We start from the raw sequence: 18,761 nt of genomic DNA on the forward strand, positions 1-18,761 counted from the left end.
TAAGGGAGCTACTAAAAAATGAAAACAGATATCGAAATCGCACAAGAATGTACCATGCTGCCAATAACAGAAGTCGCTGAAAAGATCGGATTAAGTATTGATGATATCGAACTTTATGGAAAATACAAAGCCAAAGTTCCACTTGATAGCTTAAACAAATTTGAAAGCAACAAAGAGGGAAAACTTGTACTGGTTACATCGATTAATCCAACACCAGCTGGGGAAGGAAAATCTACAGTTACAGTTGGTTTAGCAGATGCTTTTTCTCGTTTAAATCAGAAAGTTATGGTTGCTTTGCGCGAGCCGTCATTAGGCCCTGTGATGGGAATTAAAGGTGGCGCGACCGGCGGAGGTTATGCCCAAGTTCTTCCGATGGAAGATATCAACCTTCATTTTACGGGTGATATTCATGCCATGACAACGGCCAATAATGCCATTGCAGCTCTTTTAGACAATCATATTTTCCAAGGAAATGCCCTTAATATTGATAGCCGTCGTGTAGTTTGGAAACGTGTTTTAGACATGAACGACCGTGAGCTGCGTCATATTGTGGCTGGTTTGGGAAGTGTCGTGAATGGTATTCCACGTGAAGATGGTTTCGATATTACTGTAGCCAGTGAGATTATGGCTGTCCTTTGCTTGGCTACTTCATTAACAGACTTGAAAGAACGCCTGTCACGCATTGTTGTAGCCTATACTTATGATCGCCAACCTGTGACCGTGGGAGATTTGGAAATTGAGGGTGCGATTACAGTATTGCTCAAAGATGCTCTTAAGCCAAACCTAGCACAAACTATGGAAGGAACGCCCGTTCTTGTACATGGAGGCCCTTTTGCTAATATTGCGCATGGCTGTAACTCTGTTTTGGCGACAAAAACCGCTTTACAGTTAGCAGATGTCACAATTACCGAAGCCGGCTTTGGGGCTGATCTTGGGGGAGAAAAATTCCTCGATATCAAAACGCGTCAGCTTGGGAAAACGCCCGATGCTATTGTTATTGTCGCGACGCTTCGTGCCTTGAAAATGCACGGTGGCGTGGCTAAAACAGATCTGACACACGAAAATGTAGCCGCTGTAACTCAAGGCTTTGCGAATCTGAAACGCCACATCAAAAACATGTCAAGCTATGGAGTGCCAATCATCGTTGCTATTAACCAATTTGCAAGCGATACAGAGGCTGAGATAGCCGAACTCACAAAACTTACAGAAGCCGAAGGTGTGGCAGTAAGCTTGACTCAAGTCTTTGAAAAAGGTGGAGCAGGCGGTATTGACTTAGCGGAAAAACTAACAGAAATGTTTACGCAAGAAACCGAGGAATTCCACTACCTTTATGATTTAGAAGCCTCTGTAAAGGAAAAGATAGAAACTGTTGTGACAGAAATTTATGGTGGAAGCTCAGTCAATTTTTCAGCAAAAGCGACACGTCAATTAAAAGAAATTGAGGCAAATGGTTGGGATAAATTACCTGTTTGTATGGCCAAAACACAATACTCATTTTCTGATGATCCGAAGTTACTTGCAGCGCCAGAAGGTTTTGAAGTCACTGTACGTGAGTTAGTACCTAAGATTGGTGCAGGTTTTATCGTCGCCCTACTTGGTGACGTCATGACAATGCCAGGGTTGCCAAAAAAACCAGCAGCCCTGATCATGGATATTGATGAAGCAGGTAAGATTACAGGTCTATTTTAAGCAAAGGAGAGAAGATGGTTAAATCGAAAGTTACGCCTTTTATTACTCTGAATGGTAAAGCGAAGGAAGCCATGACTTTTTATGCCGAAGTTTTACCAGATACAAAAGTTACACGGATGGATTTTTACCGAGACAGTCCAGATTTTGCCGCAGTAGAAGAAGAGCTTGTTTTATACGGGTGCTTGTCCGTCAAGGGAGCAGAAGTCTTTTTCTTAGATATGCAAAAAGAATACGCTGCCCCAATGCCAAACTGGTCCAGCTCTCTCTATCTTGAATGTGATTCTGAAACTGAATTTGACCAAATCTTTGCTGCTCTATCGGTGGAAGGCACAGTAATGATGGGGCCAGAAGCAGTAGGCAATATTCGGAAATGTGCTTGGATTACAGATAAATTTGGGATTACGTGGCAGCCAGTCTGGGAGTAAAAGTAAAAGTTGTTCTTACTTAAGAACGACTTTTTTTGATAGAAAAAGGTGATATTAAATAAACAAAATTCCGGTATAAAAAAATTTTAACCCCTTGATAAACAAATGATATGACAAACCTATATTGACCGTGGTAAACTTTAGTTATCAAAAAATTAAGGAGAACATTACTATGAAAAAGTCACTGAAGCTTTCGCTCGCGCTCGTTTCGCTTATCGCCGCAGGAGCTTTAGCTGCTTGCAGTAATGGTGGTTCATCAAGTAAAGAAAAAGCAAAAACAAACCAAACGGAAATTGTTGTAGCTACAGATGGTGCAACAAAACCATTTACATATTCGGACAGTCAAGGGAACTTGACAGGTTATGATATTGAAGTGGCACGGGCTGTTTTTGACAAGTTGCCAGAGTATAAAGTGACTTATCAAGCGGTTGACTTCTCTGGAATCGTTCCAGGACTTGACAGTGGGCGCTACCAGATGGGAGCCAATGATTTCGGTTGGTCGAAAGAACGTGCAGAGAAATATAACTTTTCATCACCAATTTCTAAATCAAACAATGCTGTATTGACAAAAGAAGGCGATTATAAAACTCTCGAAGATCTTGCAGGTAAAAGCACGATTGGTAACCCAGCATCAAACTATACAAAAATTATCAACGACTGGAACAAAGCTCATCCAGATAAAAAGATAAATATTAGTTACTCTGCCGACAGTACTTCGATCAATACCCGCTTTAACCAAATCGAATCTGGAAAAATTGATTTTATGCTTTATGATAAAATTTCTTTGCAGTCAAGTATTAAAGATCAAGGTTTTGACAGCTTAAAGATTCAAGACATCGATACTTCAACGGGTGATCCTGAGCATGATGGTTATGAATACTTCCTCTTTGCCAAGGATGATGCTGGTAAAGAGCTCCAAACAAAAGTCAACAAAGTACTTGCCGAACTTGAAAAAGATGGCACACTGAAAAAACTTTCAGAAAAATTCTTCGATGGAGACTTTGTACCTGAAGCAAGCAAGTTTAAATAAATATTTCACATACAAGAAAAAAACATTAGTTTCTTGTATAATAGTAGGAGTAGTGTAAAAGCTGTCCCTGAGTTTCTCACACACAAACTATTTGTGGCACGAGTGAGGGATTCAGACAGCTTTCTTTGATGAAGAGATATAAAATGAATAAAAATAAAAAAATAATTTTAGGCTTAGGAGTTTTGCTCCTGTTGATTATCTTGCCTATGCTTCCGTTTTTAATAATGGAAGGGCAGTATAGTTTTAATGATTTTTGGACAATGTTTTTCACTAAGATTTTTAGTTGGAAGGACTTCACTGCAGCTTTCGTGCCCATCATCAAGATGATCCCAATATCTTTGCAAATGACGGTAATCGCCATGTTTTTTGGTCTTATACTTGGTCTCTTGTTGGCTCTGGTACGAATAAATAAAATTCCTATTTTGGATCAATTGCGTGCCTTGTTCGTCTCGTTCACACGTGGAACGCCTATCTTGGTACAGCTTTATCTGACTTATACAGGTATTCCCTTGATTCTTAAAGCAATCAATATGAACTATGGTACAAATTATACCGTGAACTCGGTGCCAGCGATGCTTTTTGTTATCGTTGCTTTTGCACTCAATGAAGGGGCATATAATTCAGAAACCATTCGTTCAGCCATTCAGTCAGTAGATAAGGGACAGATCGAAGCCGCTCGTTCTTTAGGAATGACAAATGTTCAAGTTTTCTGGCGTGTAACCTTGCCCGAAGCTGCATCTGTCGCTACAGCACCTTTAGGTAATGCATTGATTGGTTTGCTCAAATCCACATCACTTGCTTTTGTTGCTGGAGTGGTTGAGATGACAGCTCAAGCGCAAATTATCGGAGGCTCAACTTTCCGTCTCTTTGAAACTTATTTGGCCTTAGCCTTAGTATACTGGCCTATCTGTATTGTTCTGGAAATCTTGATTCGCAAAATTGAAAGTAATTTAGAAATCAAAATGCCTAAAGCCGCTCGCAAAATTTCCCTTGGGCGCAATCCTTTTGATAACGGGGTGACTAACAAATGATAAAAATTTCAAATTTAAGCAAAGCTTTCGCTGGAAATGTTGTCCTTGATAATCTTAATCTCGAAATCAATGAAGGCGACGTTATTGCACTTATCGGTGCATCAGGCGCGGGTAAATCAACCTTCCTCCGCTCGATTAATTACTTGGAAGAAGCAGACAGTGGCCGGTTAGAAATAGACGACTTTAAAGTAGATTTTGAAAAAATCAGTAAACAAGAGATTCTTGAGCTTCGTCGCAAAACAGGAATGGTCTTTCAGCAGTTCAATCTTTTTGAACGACGGACAGCGCTCCAAAACGTTATGGAAGGCTTAATTCAAGTCAAAAAAATGCCGAAAGCTGAGGCTCAAAAGCTTGCGGAAGAAAACTTGATCAAAGTAGGCTTAGGAGATCGTATGGATTACTATCCTAAGTTTTTATCAGGTGGACAAAAACAGCGCGTGGGAATTGCTAGAGCCATGGCTATGCAACCCACCTTGCTCTTGCTTGATGAACCGACATCTGCTTTGGACCCTGAACTCGTGGGTGAGGTACAAGACACGATTGTGAATGCAGCGAAGAACAAACAAACAATGGTTCTTGTCAGTCATGAGATGGATTTTGTCTATAATGTAGCAACCAAGGTACTTTTCCTTGAAAAAGGGAAAATTATTGAGGAAGGTAGTCCAGAAGAAGTATTTCATCATCCAAAAAATCCACGTACGAGTGAATTTTTGTCTCGCCACGTGAAAACTATCGATATAGGAAGTACGAATGATTAATTTAGTTTTGCAATTTTATCTTAAAGGTTTATTAGTTTCTTTTCTCCTAGTAGGAGGGCTTAGTCTTTTATATGGTTTTATCTATTGGGCACGGAACCGTCATAAGCCACGGAATGTTTGGCGTAACCGTCTGTTTGACATTATCTTAGTGGATATTTTGACTATTCCTATTTTGAGCTTTGCAGTTGTTGGCTTCTTAATCATATTAAGGATAAGATGATGTGCAATCAAAATAATGGCAAATATTCTAAAGAGAATCTATAATGGTTCTATACTTAAAGAGGTGAATTATGACAGAACAAATATATGATGTAGTAGTTATCGGTGCAGGCCCTGCGGGAATGACCGCGGCTATGTACAGCGCTAGAAGCGAGATGAAAACACTCCTCTTGGAACGTGGTGTTCCAGGTGGTCAAATGAATAATACAGCAGAAATTGAAAATTACCCAGGTTATGGACAAATCATGGGCCCAGAACTTTCGATGAAAATGTATGAACCTTTGGCTGAGCTTGGTGTTGAAAATGCTTATGGTTTTGTAACATCTATTGTTGATAATGGTGACACAAAAACAATCAATACTGAAGAAGAAGCTTTCGAAACAAAAACAATTATTATCGCTACAGGAGCTAATCACCGTAAGTTAGGTGTTCCTGGTGAGGAAGAGTACGGTGCGCGTGGTGTGTCATACTGTGCGGTTTGTGACGGTGCTTTCTTCCGAGACCAAGATATCTTAGTTGTGGGTGGGGGCGATTCCGCCGTTGAAGAAGCAATCTTCTTGACACGTTTTGGTAAAACAGTAACAATCATGCACCGTCGTGACGAACTTCGTGCCCAAAAAATCATTCAAGAACGTGCTTTTTCAAACGAAAAAATCAAGTTTATTTGGGATTCTGTTCTTGAAGAAATCAAAGGTGACGAGCGTAAAATCGGATCAGTACGTTACAAAAATGTGAAAACAGGTGAAGTAACGGAAGCTGAATTTGGTGGTCTCTTTATCTATGTTGGTTTGGATGCAGTATCTGAATTTGCACGTGACTTAGGCATTACCGATGAAGAAGGCTGGATCATTACAGATGCCAGCATGAAGACAACTGTTCCTGGTATCTTTGCCGTTGGTGATGTTCGCCAAAAAGATTTCCGTCAAATCACTACAGCTGTCGGTGATGGAGCTCAAGCTGCACAAGAGGCTTATAAGTACGTGGAAGGCTAACCGATGAGAAAGAGCCCCTTCTAAGTCGAACTGAAAAGGGATTATACTCAGAGCTTGTGTCAACTTTTTTTCGAAAAGATACACAGGAAAGATAACGTATAAAGATTTTTAAAATAAAAAACTCCTACTAAGAGGGAGATAGGAACAACTCCTATGTTCACTTAGTAGGGGTTTTTATTTTGTTTTAAAACCTATCTATAGAAAAAGAGAAGGTTTTGCTGTAGTTTGAGTAAAACAAAAAGTAATGTGTACAATATAAAACAGAAATATATAGAAATCATTTCGTCATCAAAAAGATAAATGTTAAAATATTATGAGAGAGATTTTTAGTTTATTTTAAAAGACTTGACGGGGTGAACGTGATGACTTATAATCGGCCAGCACAGCACAGCACAGCACAGCACAGCACAGCACAGCACAGCACAGCACAGCACAGCACAGCACAGCACAGCACAGCACAGCACAGCACAGCACAAGCGGTAGACACCCGCCTCTTTTTACTTGCACCCAAACGCTCGGGACCTCTGGAGCGCTTTTTTCGTGCCCCGCCATAAGGCGTTAGCACGAAAGATTGAGTTAAATAGAAAAACTATAACTGTAAAGAAAGGGTATCACTATGACACCAGAAAAGAAAAAAAACCGGAGATTACGTAACTACGTCCTCCTCTCCCTCTTATTGCTCCTCATCGGAGGCACTTATGCTTTTACCGCCTTTAACCAGCGGGCCATCAATGACCGAGAAAACCAAATCGAGATTAACGTGGGTGGCCGTGTCCACGACTACTATAACCGTGACACCGAAAACAAAGATGTCTTTGTCGAAAACTACGGCGAACGTCCCATCATGGCCCGTATCCGCTTGTCGGAGTTTTTAGAAACCCGCCAAACAGGTCAAGACAGCTGGACTCAGCTTGTAGCGGGAACAGAGCGTAACAACTTGGACTCCTGGACCACATGGATGCCTAATGCCACCAATATCAATGACCGACTCAACACCGACCCGTCCAATGCTTTTGACCGCTATGCCCGCCTGACTTTTGGCTGGAGCCGTGAAGGCCGAGATGCCCCATGGTACATGCCAACCTTCAACCATGACAACATGGATCAGATGACAGCAGCCGCAGGCCATGCCCGGGACTACATCGCAGGAGGGGGTGCAACAGATGCGACCACTGATGGCGCGACGCATCCCGGAGATGGAACCGACGATTATTGGTCGGAAACAGACAGCTTTGACAACAGTGCGCTCACTTGGCCGGGCGAAGCCATCACCAATGATGCGGCCCAAAACCTCCACCAGCAACGTGCCCCAATGACCATCGAGCAGTGGGCGCAACTCCAACCTAATCAACAAATCGGTGACTTCTGGGTGGTGGATTACCAAACAGGCTGGGCTTACTGGGCCTCACTCCTAGAACCTGGTGAAGCGACTTCTTACCTGCTGGATGCGGCAGAGATGACGGCGGCTATCGAAGATACAGTCTTCAATGGCTCTTACTACTATGGGATTCATGTGGAGAGTGGACTGGTCAGTCCCGACAACAGTGACGACTTCCTACCTGATGGCGATTCACGCTTAGCCGACTTCCTCACAGGTATCCGAAATAACTCGATGATTGACAGTGGCAACCCACGCCCAGATATTGATTCTCCACCTTCCGATTTTAACTTTGGGGCCATGCATCCGGGACGTGTCTTTACTATGTCAGGGGAACAGTACCGTTATCTGGAAGACATGGGCAATGGCAACCACATGATTATCCGTAATAATGCCATCCGTAATGTCTCTTGGAATGACCAAGAAGCGGAACTTACCGCTTGGTATAGCACTCTTGATGGCACCGTTCAAGCCATGGTCCAGCCTGTCGCCAATAGCTTTACAACAGGAGAAGTTATAGATAGTGCGGTGAATTTTACGGGTGGTGAGAGATGGATTCCCAATAACTTAACAGGCGCTGTTGCGGATGACATCACTCAAGTTGACCCAAGCGGAACCGCACGCGCCTTTGCCCTTTCACTTGCGGATGTGACCCGTTTATCTGGAGAAGGCTTAGCTTTTTCAAATCCTACACAACGTGCCTCCCAACCTCTAGGCTGGTGGTGGCTTCGTACCCCTAGTACCCCAAGTAGTGCTTGGCTCGTGCACGGTAGCGGCGGTGTTGGTCTGCTGGGTGGCGGTAATGGCAAGTCCCTTAGCTCTTCCAATGGGGGTGCCCGCCCCGCCCTCATCATCAACCAACCCACAAACTAAAAATACAATCTAATAAAGAAAGAAGAAGCCAAATAGATCACCTGCTGAAAAACTCTCACTTTTATCTTTATTTGAAAGCTACTCGTCCTATCCTTCCTTTTTTGTGGTATGACATTCGTATTCTAGTAATAATTGTGTTATAATTGCAGTAGTGTAATTCTGATTAAGGAAGAAAAATATATATGGATAAAGTAATTTATGACGTTTTACTCGTCGCTATGTTGGTTATTTCTGCAATTTTAGTTATTTCGATTTTGATGCAGCCTTCAAAACAAGATGGTGCAGCTGACGCGTTTTCAGGTGGTTCGGGTGAACTTTTTGAACGACGTAAAGCCCGTGGTTTTGAAGCAGTAATGCAAAGATTTACAGCTATAACTATCGGAATTTGGTTAGTTCTTGGCTTTATTTTAGTTGTTTTATCAACAAAGTAAATTAAAAATAGCAAAGCTTATTATAAAGTGATAGCTCCTGTGTGAGTTATCATTTTTTCTTGCTTGAAATATTATAGGCAAATTTTGACAGCTGCTTAAAATTTTTTGATATAATTTACCTACACAATTTCAATTTACTCTTCAGCTTTGGAGAGTTTTTGCTTTCAATCTATCAACACTAAAAAAATCTCCCCAGTATTCTGAGGAGATTTTTTAGTTAAAGGAATAACCCACAATTAATTATAAATCTTTGCAAAAATAAACCGTGAACTTGGTCCAACCAAGAGGAGTTGTAGTGGGAGGGCAAACAGGATGTTCAATAACCATGTTTTTCCATAAAGCATCAACAAACCATTCGTTTCAGGTAATCCTTCCATGAGGATACCAAATAAAGACATGAATGTGACCATACCAAGAATCATGGCTATGGAAATAAAAATTCCGATTTGAGCGGGTGAAGGCTGCAAGTTATTTTTTTTGATGTAAGAAAAAACAATTTTTTTGGCCACAGGGCCAACGATAATCAAGTCAAGCAAAACAGCTACCAGCAAGGCAAAAGGAAAGCCTTTGGCAACGTTGAGCCAACTTTCGGTATTTATTCCGTCGGCTTTAAAAACATTATACATGGTCATGACAAAGACCATCATTCCGGCGATTAAACCTGTAAAGACAAGTTCTTCTTTAAAATTTTTAGGCATCTTATTTCTCCAATCTTTTAAGTGCACTATATAATACCATAAAAGTGGGGGCCTTCGTAAGTGAAAACATTGCGTTTCAAAAATTTTTTTTAAAAATAAAGTTTTTTACTTGACGTTTACGTTTGTAAACTATATAATACAATTATAGTTTACAAACGTAAACGAAAAAGAGAGAAAGCAGTGGATAAAATGACTGAATTGAATGTTCAAGTAAAACGATGTTGATGTGGGCTATCTCGGAATAGTGAGCAAAAGAATAAGGAGACAAAATGACAAACTATATTTTTAAGGCAGGAGACGAAAGTCTTGCTCCCGTGTTAGTTTTGCACAGTACAGGTGGCGATGAACATCAGTTGGTTCCACTTGCAGAAGATTTATTTCCTCATCATCCTATTTTGTCTATACGTGGGCGAGTGAGTGAGCAAGGGGTAAATCGCTATTTTAGGCTCAAAGGACAAGGTTTTACAAAAGAAAACTTTGATTTGGAGTCTTTGGAAAAAGAGTCACAGTGGTTAGTGCAAGAAGTTCAACGCTTAGGTGCACAACATCATCTCGATCTTTCAAAGCTTATTGTGATAGGTTATTCTAACGGTGCCAATGTCGCGCTCTATATGCAGCTCAAGGGTCTGATTCAGTTTGACAAAGTTTTGGCTTTCCATGCCATGCAACTGACCGAAGTAGATGAGCCTGCTCTTGCTGATGACAGTAAAGTCTTTCTGACACATGCGGACAATGACCCTCTTGTGAGTCGCCAAAATCTTAAAGAGCTTTCTTCCGACTTAGAAAAAACCGAATGTGAGCTTGAAATTTTTAAAGCCAACTTTGGCCACCAGTTAAGCAATGAAGAACTTTTGGCAGCAAAAAAATGGTTAGCAGTATGAAGAAAAAGATAAGTTTCCAAGAATATGTCTTTCCAATAAAAAAAATAATAGATAAAATGAAAAAAGAGGAAAACCCAATGAATACAGAAATCGAAAAACAAAACATCCTTGGCGGTGTCCACCACGTTACAGCAATCACATCAAGTGCTCAAAAGAATTATGACTTCTTTACGAATATCTTAGGTCTTCGCTTGGCTAAATTAACAGTCAATCAAGATGATTATGAGACTTATCACCTTTACTTCACAGGGGAAGATGGGAAGAGTCCAAATATGACTTTCTTTGACTTTAAAGATATTCCAAAAGGCATGCATGGAGCAAATAATATCGAACGTGCGTCATTCCGAGTGCCTTCTGATGAGTCACTCGCCTATTGGGCTGAACGTTTTGAAAAAGCACATGTCAAACATGGTGAGGTTAATGTAAAATTTGGCAAGAAGACTTTGGAGTTTGAAGATTTTGATGGTCAAAAATATCAGTTGATTTCTGATCAAGAAAATACTGGGGATGAAGCACTTGACCGTTCATGGGTTCTCTCTAATGTTGCGCCTGAACATGGCATTATTGGGATGGGACCAGTTTTTGTAAAAGTAACGGATACTTATAACCTTCGTACGATTTTGGAAACGGTCTTTGGTTTCCGTTATGCTGGTCAAGAAAATAAATTGCATCTTTTCGAAGTTGCAAATGGAGGCAATGGTGCCGCCTTGATTATTGAAGAAGCGGAAGAGAACGAACGTTTTGCTTATCAAGGTTATGGTACGATTCACCATCTGGCTTTGGGCACGACAAATCCTGATACTTTGAAATACTGGATTGACCGTATTCAAGCTTTCCGTTTGCCTCACTCAGGCTTAGTTGATCGTTTCTATTTTTCAAGTGAATATGTACGTGTAGCACCAGGGGTTCTCTTTGAGATTGCTACATATACGCCAGGTATTGGCGCTCTTGATATGGCAGAGTCTGGTGAAGGCGCTGTTGACAGTTATGAAGAAGCTTTGATTACTTCAGGTTTCTGGATTGATGAAACAAAAGAAGAAGCGGGTAAAGATTTAAGCTTACCTCCACATCTTTTCCCAGAAGATGAGGCGGTTAAAGCACGTACAGCAGCGAGCTTACGTCCGCTAGATACTTCAGATACGATGCGTGACCGTCGTCAAGATGAATTATGGACCGTCGAAAAAGTTGTTGAACGCAAAGAAGGAGAAAGCCTAGAAGGTTTTGAAAAACGCTACATTGGCCAAGCGTAAAATAAAAATGGAACTGACCGATAAGGCCGTTCCATTTTTTTATTATTAAAGATTAAAGCGATAGCCGACACCCCAGACGGTCTCGATAGGTATGGTAGCTAATCCTGCTTTTTTGAGCTTTTCTCTGATTCTTTTTACATGTACGACTACAGTAGCTACATCTGTATCGAAAATATCCATGTCCCAGATTTGTTCAAACAGGCTTTCCTTACTCCAGACACGATTGGGATGCTCCATCAGAAAAAGAAGCAATTGAAATTCCTTTTTAGTCATGACTATTTCTTTTTCAAACACATATACTTTATGGGAGGATTTGTTGATTGAAAGATTGGTGTGGCTAATAGTGTCTTGAGAAGCTTCAGGTTTCAAAAGTTTATAGTTATGAATGTGCGCTTTCACGCGCGCCACCAGTTCGTTAGGACTGAAGGGTTTAATCATATAATCGTTTGCTCCTAAGCCCAGACCACGAATTTTATCGATATCTTCCTTCTTTGCTGAGACAATCATAATCGGAGTTTGCTTTTCTTCACGAATAGCTTTACAGATGTCAAAGCCATTAATGCCGGGTAACATGACATCCACCAAAATCATATCAAAATCAAGATTTAGAGCAGCTTCTAAACCCGCTCGTCCATCCGTTTCGATAACAGCTTCCATATCATTGATTTCTAAATAATCTTTTTGCAAGTTGGCAATACTGAAGTCATCTTCAATAATCAATATTCTATCTTTCATACAGACTCCTCATATTTCTGGCAGTATAATAATAAACCGTGTTCCTTTGCTTAAGGTACTTTCTACATGAATTGATCCTTTATGCTGTTCAATAATTTGTTTTACAATACTCAAGCCTAAACCACTGCCCTTGATTTGAGAGCTTCTTGACTTGTCCGAGCGGTATAAGCGATCAAAAACATGAGGAATATCTTCATCCGCTATGCCGATGCCATTGTCTTCAAAAGTAAATTTGATACCCTTAGTAGTCTGAGTAAGAGTGAAAGTAAGTTGTAAATCATGGGCGCTACTGCGGAACTTTAGACTATTTTGTATCAAGTTTTGCATGACCCGATCAAAGTAAGAGACATCAAGCATAACATAGATGTCCTTTTCAGGAAAATGTGTCATCACCCGGACATCATCGGTCCATGAAAGTTCATCTACATATTTCTGCAAGTAGGATATAAAATTAATTTTACTATAATTTAAGTTGAGACTGTCAATATCTAGCTTGGAATACAAGAAGAGTTCATCGATTAATTCATTCAAGATGAGGCTTTTTTCATGGATTGTTTCTAAATAGTTCTCTCTTTTTTCGGGTGTATTTGCAATATTTTCCTGCAGGCCTTCTACATAACCGAGGATGGACGTGATTGGAGTCTTTAAATCATGGGAGATATTGGCCATCAATTCTTTGCGATTCTCTTCATATTTTTTTTGCACTTTTCGAGACTCTTGTAAGTCGCTCCACATCTGATAGAGACTTTCTTTTAGTTGTTCGACTTCTTTTGCCCCTTTGGTTGAATCAGAGAAGGGATTTTCTGTTAGCTCACCGTTTTGATTCACAAGATAGCGTGCATCTTTTTCGAGATTAATCAGAGGATTTATAACTGTTTTCGAGAGACGTTTGCTGATGAACCAGAAAATAAGGAGTGCTAAGATAAAAATAAACAAAATCATCCATATACCCCAGCGAATAAAGAATTCAAATAAGTTATTTTGTCTTTTCAAAATCATAAAATCACCGTATGTACCGTCCTTATACATGAAATTATATTTAATATAATTGTAAAAGCGACCATTATTATCAACGGTTCCTGCCGAGTCGAGATTACTTTCATCGTATTCAGGAATATGAACATAGAGAGAAGAAGTTCTTAAGGTGTGAGAATGATATGTTATTTCGTTACCCTTTCGAATAACGATATTTAAGTTTTTACTTTCAATATCTTGGATTACTTTTTTTGTTTCGTCATGGAGAGGGGGTTCAAGTAAATCAGGAGAATTTTTGACAAACTTTTGCATGTCAAGGAAACTTTCTCTTTCTTCCTCGGTAAAAGGATGCTTCGTAGTCAGTATGCTGTATATTGTTTTGAGAGAAGGGACTTGACCTAAGGTACTGTAAGAAACAACAGAAAAGATTAAAAATATAGAAATTAATGTTACTGCTATGGCACTTATATAGGTCGTGATAAATCGATTTTTTATGGTCATACACTGTCCTTAATTGATAGGCTATAAGTTTATATTTTGTTTATAATTTAGACATTTGGAGTTTATTTTTACTTGTTATAATTAATTATACAATAAAAGAGGAGGAGATTTTATGAAAATTCAAAAAATAGTTTTACTTTCATCCGTGTTAGCCCTTGGCGTTCTTGCAGATGACTATCTGTCTCAGGAAGTGGTACAAGCCAATCATGTCTCACAACTTGCATCAAACCCGAAACAGCACACAAGTCTGGGGGAGCACTACGAAAAAACTTTGTCACAGACAAACTGGCAAGGGACGAGAGTTTATGATGCGCGTGGCAATGACTTAACCGCAGAAAACAGCAATTTCATTGGGCTTGCGAAGTACGACAGCAAGACAGGCTTTTATGAATTCTTTGACAAAACTACCGGCAAAACCCGAGGAGATGAAGGGACATTCTTTGTCACAAACGATGGTGCGAAACGTGTCTTGATCTCTTCGACTCAAAATTATCAAGCAGTCGTGGATATCACCGAATTAAACTCTCGTAAGTTTACTTATAAACGCATGGGTGTAGATAAAAAGGGGCAAGCGGTTGAAGTTTATGTTGAGCATGTACCTTATAAAGCTAAAAATCTGAAATTTACGCATGGACGTGAAAAATTAAAAACGCAAACAGGAAAAATCGACAAATCCCGCCCTGGCAGCCAGATTCTAGGAAAAACTCTCTGGAATGGAACAGTTGTGCTTGATGAAAAAGGTAATGATGTGACCAAAGAAAATCAAATGTTTATTAGTTTAGCAAAATTTGATGCTAAAACCAGTAGATATGAATTCTTTGATAAAAGCACAGGGGTTACGCGTGGTGATTTTGGATACTTTGATGTTATCTTCAAAAATAAAATAAGAAGCCATGTATCTATCGGACAAAATAAATATGGAGCCGTTCTAGAGATTACAGAGCTTAATTCGAAGAAATTTACATATAAACGCATGGGTAAAGATGCAGCAGGGAAGGATATTGTTGTTTACGTGGAACATGAACCTTACAAGGGTACTTTACAACCTGGATTCACCTTTTAACTCAAAAAACACCATCTAGAAAATTGTACTTTCTAGATGGTGTTTTGTTTTGTCACGGGAGGATTAATATGCATTCACATCTTGTGAGGTATCTGTCATCGCATCATTTAGTCCAGATAATAATTGTGATACGGCCATGGCATCTTTGGCAGAGGGTTCTGTGATAGAAGCCTTGGACTTGCTTGCTTTAGCAGTAGTGGAGATTTTAAATTGAGCACTTGTTTTGCCATCTTTCGACTGAATATTTCCTCGAATCTTAGCTTCAGACTCATGTGTTTTAGCATTTAAAGTAGTTTCAACATCTAGAGACTTGATATCCGTATATTTTTCTAGATTATCAATCATCGGTTGGATTTGTGCTTTGTTAGTGTCAGTCAAGCTCTTTTTTAAATAAGCAAGCACATCGTCACCATCACCAGAAAGCTTCATGGTCGTTTTATCCCCTGATTTAGTGAAAGCTTTTTCGGGAATATCTTTGAAATTTTTTTCAATCTCTTCTTTATTTACCTTTGATTCTTTGAATAACTGATTATAAGTTGTGGACCATGTATCATCGGCGCCTGTTTGGGAAGCCATGCCGCTTTCCATTGATTTGCTATCGATAAGGAGATATTTTTGTTCAAGTTGCCCTAGAAATGCCCCGTAAAACCCGATATAAGGATTTTCTGTTTGGAACTGGTCGATGAGGGATTTGATTTGAGAGTTTTCGAAATAAATCCCTTCTTTACCAAGAAGCATATTGAGCTTGACATCTTGGTCTGAAATTTTTGTTTCCGTATTAACGGCCACTGCTTTATTTTTATAATCAACATTTGCCTTAATATTAAGTGAGGAGTTATCAAAAAGTTTATTAATATCTTCACTTGCAGCCTCACCTTGCATATCAAAACTCTCAAATTTTATAGTAATATCTTGAGAATTATAGTTTTTAGATTGATTGCTTAAGGAAGAATAATTATCAATGTAAGTTTGCTTGGGCGATTTGGAATTAGAACAAGCAGCTAAGGTAAAACTTGTAAAGATTGCTGCGCCAATTAATAGGGATTTTTTCATGAGGGCTCCTTAATTTAAGTTTCAGTTAATTTTAAGATAATATTTTCACAAAGTCAAGTTGTAGGCATTATTTTAAATCTGTTTATGCAAAAACTTGAATAATTATACAAGAAAATATATAATAAGTGTCGTATTAAAGTAGAAGAAGGATTACTATGTCATCGCAACTTAACAAAAATAAACTCACAGCAATTTCTTTAGCCTTGATGATTTTTACGTCTGTATATGGCTTTGGTAACGTACCCTTGGCCTTTTTACAGATGGGATACGGCTCAATCATCTGGTACATAATCAGTGCTTTGGTGTTTTTTGTCCCCTTTTCACTTATGGTGACTGAATTTGGATCAGCATTCAACTCCGAAAAAGGAGGGATTTACAAATGGATGGAAAGATCTGTGGGCTCATCCTTCGCCATGATTGGTACACTTATGTGGTATATGTCGTGGGTTATCTGGTTTGTTTCCGTAGGAAATCGGATATTAGTGCCTATTTCCAACATGATTTTTGGTACGACGGTTTTGCCGAGTACAGTAATGGTTTCGTTTTTAGCTATTGCCATTATGTTTATAGTTACCTTTGTGTCTCTCCGAGGTTTAGAAACGATTAAAAAAGTTGCTTCTATCGGAGGGATTGCGGTTGTTTCACTCAATTTTATTCTCATCATTGGAGCTTTCTTTATTTTGGCCAAAAATGGTTTTCATCCTGCAACGCCTTTGACAATGGAAGCTTTCGTTTCAACGCCTAATCCTACACTGCAACCGGCTAACTTTGTCACTTTTATCGCCTTTTTAGTTTATGCGATTTTTGCATATGCAGGTGTTGAATCTGTTGGGGGACTCGTGGATGAAACAATTGAACCGAAGAAGAATTTCCCCAGAGGTATTTTACTTTCAGCTATGATTATCGGGATTGGTTATTCATTTATGATTCTTTGTACAGGTTTTTTCGTTAATTTTGAAAAAGACTGGATCCCGGGAATACTTGATGGCTCAGTCAACCAAGGTAATATTACTTACTTCATGATGCAAAGCTTAGGAGAAAAATTAGCAACAGCTTTCAACCTCTCTCCCTCAGCAGTACATACTTGGGGGACGATTTTTGCACGGTATGTTGGTCTTACCATGTTTTTATCACTCACAGGGGCACTTTTCACTCTCATATATTCGCCTCTCAAACAACTGATGGAAGGAACGCCAGAGAAAGTTTGGCCGGGAAAACTTGGAAAAATAGAAGAGGGTGTACCTAAGAATGCGATGAAAGCACAATTTCTAATTGTTACTTTTATGATTTTGCTCAATATGGTGATTTCCCTTATTAATAAAGGGGCAGCAGATAAATTCTTCTTAGTTATTACTAACATGAGCAATATCGCTTCAAGCCTTCCTTATGTGTTTATTGTCTTTGCTTATATTAAATTCAAAAAAAATAAAGCGATTAAGAAACCTTTTGTGATTATGAAAAACGACCATTTCGCGATAGGTATTTCTTGGGTCGCAGCGCTGATGATTATTATGGCTGACTTTTTTACCATTATTGAACCGATTATCAATTATTTACAAACACCTACAGAAATTTCTTTAGGCAGTGTTTATTCAGATATTATTTCGATGGTTGCTGGGCCAGTCATCTTCAGTATTTTGGGCTGGTGGCTGATTAAAAATTATAAAAAAGTCGACACAAGATAGGAAAAGTCAGAGCTCCTAAAGTAGATTCCTAACGATTGCACTAAAAAATAGCAAAAAATTTTATTTAATGAAAAAATTAGACTTATTATATGCTATAATAATATCCAATAAAATATTTGAGGAATATTATGGACGATCGAATTAGAATGAGTAATACTTGGCTTATCATCATATCAGTGGGTATTGTTTTGTTTAGTTATGGGGTGAACTCTAACAAATTATTTTTGGAGGGCTTAGGAGCTCTTGCTACTGTTGGGGCTTTGTTTTGTGGGATATCAGGTGTAGTGATTAGATTAATCAGGCGTAAACGCGGTCAACGTTTTAAATAGTAAATGTAACAGGAGCACTCTTTTCCACTTGTGGATTTGGTGAGTGCTCTTTTATTTTTTTCTTGTGATAGAATGGAGAAAAGGAGAATAGTATTATGGATATGATTCAGACTCTAGCAAAGCTGAAAGCGCTAGTCGACACCTCACTCTACTATACAAAAGATGCTTATGACAAAGAAAGATTAGAGGAGATGAAGACACTTCTTCTTGACCTGACGCAAGAAACCACAAGCTACTCTATCGAAGAACTTGAACCCTTTTTTAATGAAGAACTAGGATATGTCACACCCAAAGTGGACGTCCGAGCCATTGTTTTTCATGACAATCAGCTTTTATTAGTAAAAGAAAAAATGGAAGAAAGATGGTCCTTGCCAGGAGGGTGGGCTGATGTGGGTTATTCTGCTTCAGAAATAGCAAAAAAAGAAGTGAAGGAAGAAAGTGGTTTAGAGGTCACACCAGTGAGCCTTTTTAAGGTTATAGACAAGGCCAAGCACAGTTATCCTCGAAGTCTGAACTATGTATATAAGATTTTCTTCTATTGTGTCACTGATAATTTTGCAGTAGAAACAGGACTAGAAACATCTGAAGCAAGGTTTTTTACGCGGGAGGAAATATTGGCATTAGATAATATCTCCTTTGCTCGGAACACTCTAGAGGATCTTCTGGATGCCTTTGAGTACCATAAGCACCCTTTCCCAGGTGCACAATTTGACTAAAAAAGAGTGTTCTAAAATCATCAGAATATCAAATATGTTATAATAGCAT

18 protein-coding genes are annotated in these 18,761 nt (G+C 39.2%); 14 read left to right on the forward strand and 4 right to left on the reverse strand.

What is annotated here, in order from left to right; translation table 11 throughout:
- The first annotated feature begins 18 nt into the window (after nt 1–18).
- From I6G50_RS02400 to secG, 9 genes are all read left to right on the forward strand, one after another.
- Nucleotides 19–1,689, forward strand: a complete 1,671-nt coding sequence (locus tag I6G50_RS02400) for a formate--tetrahydrofolate ligase (RefSeq protein WP_197909049.1) — start codon at nt 19–21, stop codon at nt 1,687–1,689.
- A gap of 14 nt (nt 1,690–1,703) precedes the next feature.
- The gene (locus tag I6G50_RS02405) at nt 1,704–2,114 is read left to right on the forward strand and encodes a VOC family protein (RefSeq protein WP_081168150.1); all 411 of its coding nucleotides are present in this window, start codon (nt 1,704–1,706) and stop codon (nt 2,112–2,114) included.
- A gap of 172 nt (nt 2,115–2,286) precedes the next feature.
- A complete protein-coding gene (locus I6G50_RS02410; RefSeq protein ID WP_003135678.1) occupies nt 2,287–3,144 on the forward strand; it encodes an amino acid ABC transporter substrate-binding protein in 858 nt (285 codons plus the stop codon).
- Nucleotides 3,145–3,287: 143 nt separating this feature from the next.
- On the forward strand, nt 3,288–4,175 hold the full coding sequence (locus I6G50_RS02415) for an amino acid ABC transporter permease (RefSeq protein ID WP_003135677.1): 888 nt from the start codon (nt 3,288–3,290) through the stop codon (nt 4,173–4,175).
- Entirely contained in the window at nt 4,172–4,933 is a 762-nt protein-coding gene (locus I6G50_RS02420) for an amino acid ABC transporter ATP-binding protein (RefSeq protein ID WP_081168147.1), read from the forward strand. Before I6G50_RS02415 ends, I6G50_RS02420 begins: the two co-directional genes overlap by 4 nt.
- A complete protein-coding gene (locus tag I6G50_RS02425) occupies nt 4,926–5,153 on the forward strand; it encodes a DUF4059 family protein (protein ID WP_042753173.1) in 228 nt (75 codons plus the stop codon). Before I6G50_RS02420 ends, I6G50_RS02425 begins: the two co-directional genes overlap by 8 nt.
- 70 nt (nt 5,154–5,223) lie before the next feature.
- Entirely contained in the window at nt 5,224–6,144 is a 921-nt protein-coding gene (gene trxB, locus I6G50_RS02430; protein ID WP_003135675.1) for a thioredoxin-disulfide reductase, read from the forward strand.
- Nucleotides 6,145–6,760: 616 nt separating this feature from the next.
- Complete coding sequence (locus tag I6G50_RS02435; RefSeq protein ID WP_197909050.1) at nt 6,761–8,395, forward strand: hypothetical protein; 1,635 nt, start codon at nt 6,761–6,763, stop codon at nt 8,393–8,395.
- A 182-nt stretch (nt 8,396–8,577) separates the two neighbouring features.
- Nucleotides 8,578–8,826, forward strand: coding sequence for a preprotein translocase subunit SecG (gene secG, locus I6G50_RS02440; RefSeq protein ID WP_003136258.1), 249 nt, complete (start codon nt 8,578–8,580; stop codon nt 8,824–8,826).
- Between the two features lie 236 nt (nt 8,827–9,062).
- On the opposite strand, the gene I6G50_RS02445 is transcribed toward secG, so the two are convergent.
- Nucleotides 9,063–9,524: a DUF2798 domain-containing protein gene (locus I6G50_RS02445; RefSeq protein ID WP_081167534.1), complete on the reverse strand. Its 462-nt coding sequence runs from the start codon at nt 9,522–9,524 to the stop codon at nt 9,063–9,065.
- A gap of 269 nt (nt 9,525–9,793) precedes the next feature.
- Between I6G50_RS02445 and I6G50_RS02450 the strand changes: the two genes are divergently transcribed.
- Complete coding sequence (locus tag I6G50_RS02450; protein WP_197909051.1) at nt 9,794–10,405, forward strand: alpha/beta hydrolase; 612 nt, start codon at nt 9,794–9,796, stop codon at nt 10,403–10,405.
- Nucleotides 10,406–10,482: 77 nt separating this feature from the next.
- Nucleotides 10,483–11,655, forward strand: coding sequence for a VOC family protein (locus tag I6G50_RS02455; protein ID WP_197909052.1), 1,173 nt, complete (start codon nt 10,483–10,485; stop codon nt 11,653–11,655).
- Between the two features lie 45 nt (nt 11,656–11,700).
- Here I6G50_RS02455 and I6G50_RS02460 read toward each other — a convergent pair whose 3' ends face one another.
- Nucleotides 11,701–12,390 carry a response regulator transcription factor gene (locus tag I6G50_RS02460; protein WP_003136274.1) on the reverse strand — a complete coding sequence of 230 codons (690 nt, stop codon included), beginning with the start codon at nt 12,388–12,390 and terminating at the stop codon, nt 11,701–11,703.
- Between the two features lie 9 nt (nt 12,391–12,399).
- Nucleotides 12,400–13,866, reverse strand: a complete 1,467-nt coding sequence (locus tag I6G50_RS02465) for a sensor histidine kinase (RefSeq protein ID WP_197909053.1) — start codon at nt 13,864–13,866, stop codon at nt 12,400–12,402.
- Between the two features lie 112 nt (nt 13,867–13,978).
- Between I6G50_RS02465 and I6G50_RS02470 the strand changes: the two genes are divergently transcribed.
- Entirely contained in the window at nt 13,979–14,929 is a 951-nt protein-coding gene (locus I6G50_RS02470) for a DUF4822 domain-containing protein (protein ID WP_197909054.1), read from the forward strand.
- A 63-nt stretch (nt 14,930–14,992) separates the two neighbouring features.
- Here I6G50_RS02470 and I6G50_RS02475 read toward each other — a convergent pair whose 3' ends face one another.
- Nucleotides 14,993–15,982, reverse strand: a complete 990-nt coding sequence (locus I6G50_RS02475; RefSeq protein ID WP_197909055.1) for a hypothetical protein — start codon at nt 15,980–15,982, stop codon at nt 14,993–14,995.
- 155 nt (nt 15,983–16,137) lie between these two features.
- Between I6G50_RS02475 and yjeM the strand changes: the two genes are divergently transcribed.
- Together yjeM and I6G50_RS02485 are read left to right on the forward strand one after the other, a co-directional pair.
- Nucleotides 16,138–17,667 carry a glutamate/gamma-aminobutyrate family transporter YjeM gene (gene yjeM, locus I6G50_RS02480; RefSeq protein WP_197909056.1) on the forward strand — a complete coding sequence of 510 codons (1,530 nt, stop codon included), beginning with the start codon at nt 16,138–16,140 and terminating at the stop codon, nt 17,665–17,667.
- 424 nt (nt 17,668–18,091) lie between these two features.
- The gene (locus I6G50_RS02485) at nt 18,092–18,712 is read left to right on the forward strand and encodes an NUDIX hydrolase N-terminal domain-containing protein (protein ID WP_197909057.1); all 621 of its coding nucleotides are present in this window, start codon (nt 18,092–18,094) and stop codon (nt 18,710–18,712) included.
- Nucleotides 18,713–18,761 lie beyond the last annotated feature (49 nt).

Source organism: Lactococcus garvieae, assembly GCF_016027715.1.
GTDB lineage: Bacteria > Bacillota > Bacilli > Lactobacillales > Streptococcaceae > Lactococcus > Lactococcus garvieae_A.

Bases quoted from the DNA above. Each gene is read 5' to 3' on its own strand.
- I6G50_RS02425 (WP_042753173.1), top strand. From the start codon at position 4,926: ATGATTAATTTAGTTTTGCAATTTTATCTTAAAGGTTTATTAGTTTCT.
- I6G50_RS02450 (WP_197909051.1), top strand. From the start codon at position 9,794: ATGACAAACTATATTTTTAAGGCAGGAGACGAAAGTCTTGCTCCCGTG.
- I6G50_RS02445 (WP_081167534.1), bottom strand. From the start codon at position 9,524: ATGCCTAAAAATTTTAAAGAAGAACTTGTCTTTACAGGTTTAATCGCC.
- I6G50_RS02475 (WP_197909055.1), bottom strand. From the start codon at position 15,982: ATGAAAAAATCCCTATTAATTGGCGCAGCAATCTTTACAAGTTTTACC.
- I6G50_RS02435 (WP_197909050.1), top strand. From the start codon at position 6,761: ATGACACCAGAAAAGAAAAAAAACCGGAGATTACGTAACTACGTCCTC.
- I6G50_RS02465 (WP_197909053.1), bottom strand. From the start codon at position 13,866: ATGACCATAAAAAATCGATTTATCACGACCTATATAAGTGCCATAGCA.
- I6G50_RS02405 (WP_081168150.1), top strand. From the start codon at position 1,704: ATGGTTAAATCGAAAGTTACGCCTTTTATTACTCTGAATGGTAAAGCG.
- I6G50_RS02415 (WP_003135677.1), top strand. From the start codon at position 3,288: ATGAATAAAAATAAAAAAATAATTTTAGGCTTAGGAGTTTTGCTCCTG.
- I6G50_RS02485 (WP_197909057.1), top strand. From the start codon at position 18,092: ATGGATATGATTCAGACTCTAGCAAAGCTGAAAGCGCTAGTCGACACC.
- trxB (WP_003135675.1), top strand. From the start codon at position 5,224: ATGACAGAACAAATATATGATGTAGTAGTTATCGGTGCAGGCCCTGCG.
- secG (WP_003136258.1), top strand. From the start codon at position 8,578: ATGGATAAAGTAATTTATGACGTTTTACTCGTCGCTATGTTGGTTATT.
- yjeM (WP_197909056.1), top strand. From the start codon at position 16,138: ATGTCATCGCAACTTAACAAAAATAAACTCACAGCAATTTCTTTAGCC.
- I6G50_RS02470 (WP_197909054.1), top strand. From the start codon at position 13,979: ATGAAAATTCAAAAAATAGTTTTACTTTCATCCGTGTTAGCCCTTGGC.
- I6G50_RS02420 (WP_081168147.1), top strand. From the start codon at position 4,172: ATGATAAAAATTTCAAATTTAAGCAAAGCTTTCGCTGGAAATGTTGTC.
- I6G50_RS02455 (WP_197909052.1), top strand. From the start codon at position 10,483: ATGAATACAGAAATCGAAAAACAAAACATCCTTGGCGGTGTCCACCAC.
- I6G50_RS02400 (WP_197909049.1), top strand. From the start codon at position 19: ATGAAAACAGATATCGAAATCGCACAAGAATGTACCATGCTGCCAATA.
- I6G50_RS02460 (WP_003136274.1), bottom strand. From the start codon at position 12,390: ATGAAAGATAGAATATTGATTATTGAAGATGACTTCAGTATTGCCAAC.
- I6G50_RS02410 (WP_003135678.1), top strand. From the start codon at position 2,287: ATGAAAAAGTCACTGAAGCTTTCGCTCGCGCTCGTTTCGCTTATCGCC.